The following is a 3,269-nucleotide window of genomic DNA, read 5'->3' as shown; positions in this document are numbered from 1 at the left end:
ATCTAAAGCATCTGTAGTCACCCCATGCACCACATGTGGTGTAATAAAATCCAGCACCTCAGAAGCTAATTTTCCTGCGATGCGCATTTTTTCAATATCTTGCTGGTTTTTAATAGTAATTGCCATGTGATGAGAGTTAAATGTTTGATGGTGAAGGCTCATTTTAACACACTCATTCAGGAGTTTTACAGCGGCAAGAAATTGATATGAAGCTTTTGAAGTTATGGGAATGGCTTGGCTAAATTAACAATGAAAATGAGGAGGTACTCAGAGTCTATATTGATGCCGACACCAGTTTTTGCAGAAATCACAATGTCTCTGGCTGCGTAAGTAAAACGGTTGAATTTATCTGCTACTGGCATACATACGTAATGATGGATTGCCAATGCCAGCTTACTTGTAAAACACAAAAGGCACTCTATAGAAGAGTGCCTTTTGTATGGTTTGCAATTAAAAATTACTGCTCAATACCAATTTGATAAACTTCTTCTTCAGCGTTTTCTGCCAGTTTGCCTGTAACCGCGTCAACTTCGACTTCCATTTCCTTACCATTTTTAGTTTTAATATCAAACTCATAAGAAGGGTTACCATTAGACTCAATTGAAAATTCGCTGTCAACTATTTCACCTGAGAACTTAGCAAGCGCTGTTTTTTTAGCGTCTTCTTGAGTAATCTTGGCTTTCGCTTTAAATGCAGTATCATCTGCATTTTCCACTTCTTGCTCCTCTTCAATCACCTTACCAGTTTTGGCTAGACATTCAACTTCCCACTCTTTGCCATCTTTGTCTTTAATGTCGAATTCATACTGCGCTTTACCCCCACTGATTTCAGCTTCTAGCGTAAGTACTTCACCAGGATGTTTTGCTAAAGCAGCTTTCATGCAAGCTTCCATTTTTCCAGAAAACGGATTGCCTGCGTGAGCAAGCGTACTGATAAAAGTTGAGGCCAATGCAATTACTATTAATTTTTTTGTTCATATAAACCTCCTTCGTTACATTAAAAATTTTGATTGGACAGATGATGTCAAAATTGGTTTGGAAAGTCAATAACATGTTGATTTATATGTAATTTATACAAAAACAACCGATTTATGGTTGTACGCAACCATTATTTGGCTGTGTACAACCAATATGCCAAAGTTGGCATAAAAGCATAGTTAATAATTGAAGAAAGCGATGACTACCATGGCTGTATATTAATAAAATGTATCGACGCACAGGCACTTTGTGGGATGGTCGTTATAAATATTGCCCTACCCAAACGGAAACCTATTTATTAGTTTGCTAACGTTGTATTGAATTAAATACCGTACGGGCTAATATGGTGAGCCATCCTGCGGAATATCGCTGGAGTAGTTATGCGGCCAATGCGCAAGGCGACCAACGGTAATTACGCCTTGGGTAACGATTTGTTTACTTCACCAATAGCGCAGGCTTTGGGTAGGCGTGTAACGGCGTGTAAAGCAGGATGACCTAAACTAAACCTTGAATAATTTGCGCATTTAAATGCACTAAAAGTAATTTTAGTGTATATTGTGTGCATTATGACGCGCAAAAATTCAATTACACAACCAATCACTAACTTAGAACGACTCGCTGTCGAACTGCGTAAATCTCGGCGTGAACGCAATATGAGCCAGCAAAGTCTTGCGGAATTTGCCAATGTAGCAAGGCGAACAATCACTAATGCTGAAGCGGGGAAAAATATAGGGTTGAAAGAGTTGTGCCAAATTGCAAATGCGCTAGGCTATGAGCTGACTTTACGCCCCAAAGACACAGTGGTATTTGAAGAGCTATCGACGATATTTAGGGATGAAGCATAATCATGGCTGATCCATCACATTTAGCTAAACCATTTGATATAGAAAAGCTATTTAATCAAATTCATCAGCTAGAGATACATACGCCACAAGGCTTGAGTGGCGTGCTGACAAAAGAAAGTCGTTATGTCTTTAACTATCATCAGGTGGCTGATGAAGCGGCCATTTCATTGGTGATGCCAGTACGCCAAGAAAGTTACACGCACGGCGATTTAATGAGTGTATTTGCCATGAATCGCCCAGAGGGTTACTTGCGCTATATTATTGAAGAGCGATTGCGACGCATGGGGGCGCCTAGTGATATGTTTTTACTGTATTTGGCAGGGAGCAACCAAATTGGGCGCTTGCAATACGCGATACCTAGCGAAACGCCGCCAGAACATAGCGGAGAACAGCTAGAGGCTTTGTTATCACAACCATCTGCTGCGCTGTTTAAAAGATTAGTTGATCAATACGCATTAGGTTCTGGCATTTCTGGTGTACAGCCAAAAGCTCTAGTACCAATTGTAAAAGTGCCAAACGCAGGCTTAGAGATAGCTAGCAATTCAATACCTCAGCCAGCAGAGCATGCGGCAGTGCCATTAAAAACCGTCATTGTAAAAGCAGAAGGTGATGATTTCCCTGGTCTGGCCTGCAATGAGTTTTTTTGTATGTCTGTGGCTAAAGAAGCGGGCTTTACTGTACCAGATTTTTGGCTTTCTGATGACGGCTTGCTGTTTATTATGTCTCGTTTTGACCGCAAACCAGATGGTACGGCTTTAGGCTTTGAAGATATGGCGGTACTCACAGGCCGCACTGCTAATCAGAAATATGAAGGTAGCTATGAAATGATTGCAAGTGCGGTTGAGATATTTGCAGGCGAAAACAGTGTGATTACCCTAAGAAGGCTGTTTGAACGCGTTGCACTTTCTTGCTACCTGCGAGATGGGGATGCACATCTTAAAAATTTTGGCATGCTTTATGAAAATCCAACCCAGCCAAGAACGTTAGCGCCTATTTACGATGTGGTATGCACTGATATTTATCCTGAGCTAGACGGAAAAATGGCCTTAAAGTTAAATAAAAGTAAGGCTTACCCGACTGATATTGAATTATGTGATTATGCTAGGCGTTTGGGCATATCCAATGAGGATGCAAAGCAAGTAATCCAGCGCATTGAAAATGCATATCAAAAAATAGTGGGCGACTTTAAAAATGACGTGCGCTTTCAGCACAATGATTTGTTAAAAAGCATTCAAAAAGCGATTGAAAGTTAGTGTTCAGCATCAGCTGTATTTTTAACAAACGGCGACCACATCAAATAGATAAACTGACTTTTTGAAGTTGGCTATAAATAACCAACAAATGGTTGCATACAACCACCAGTTTTTATTTAAGCTTTAACCATATCATTCACAATGAAATTAAATAAACCGTTTAACTGTTTGATTATGAATAGCTAAAAATTTAG

General features: G+C 39.9%; 4 protein-coding genes and 1 pseudogene. 2 read left to right on the top strand and 3 right to left on the bottom strand.

From position 1 onward, the window contains the following. The 3 genes and pseudogenes from HOO90_RS04060 to HOO90_RS04050 all read right to left on the bottom strand — a co-directional run. Window positions 1-126, bottom strand: a pseudogene (locus tag HOO90_RS04060) (type I methionyl aminopeptidase); the annotation flags it as partial. 95 nt (window positions 127-221) lie between these two features. After that, window positions 222-386, bottom strand: coding sequence for a hypothetical protein (locus HOO90_RS04055; RefSeq protein ID WP_292839719.1), 165 nt, complete (start codon window positions 384-386; stop codon window positions 222-224). A 71-nt stretch (window positions 387-457) separates the two neighbouring features. Then, the gene (locus HOO90_RS04050; RefSeq protein ID WP_292839717.1) at window positions 458-880 is read right to left on the bottom strand and encodes a PepSY domain-containing protein; all 423 of its coding nucleotides are present in this window, start codon (window positions 878-880) and stop codon (window positions 458-460) included. A gap of 663 nt (window positions 881-1,543) precedes the next feature. On the opposite strand from HOO90_RS04050, the gene HOO90_RS04045 reads away from it, so the two are divergent. Beyond that, window positions 1,544-1,822 carry a helix-turn-helix transcriptional regulator gene (locus tag HOO90_RS04045; protein WP_292839715.1) on the top strand — a complete coding sequence of 93 codons (279 nt, stop codon included), beginning with the start codon at window positions 1,544-1,546 and terminating at the stop codon, window positions 1,820-1,822. Between the two features lie 2 nt (window positions 1,823-1,824). Further along, window positions 1,825-3,075: a type II toxin-antitoxin system HipA family toxin gene (locus HOO90_RS04040; RefSeq protein WP_292839713.1), complete on the top strand. Its 1,251-nt coding sequence runs from the start codon at window positions 1,825-1,827 to the stop codon at window positions 3,073-3,075. Window positions 3,076-3,269 lie beyond the last annotated feature (194 nt).

Source organism: Methylotenera sp. (assembly GCF_013141425.1).
GTDB lineage: Bacteria > Pseudomonadota > Gammaproteobacteria > Burkholderiales > Methylophilaceae > Methylotenera.
Note: the sequence above shows the minus strand (reverse complement) of the source record. Positions and strands in the feature narration are given on the sequence as shown.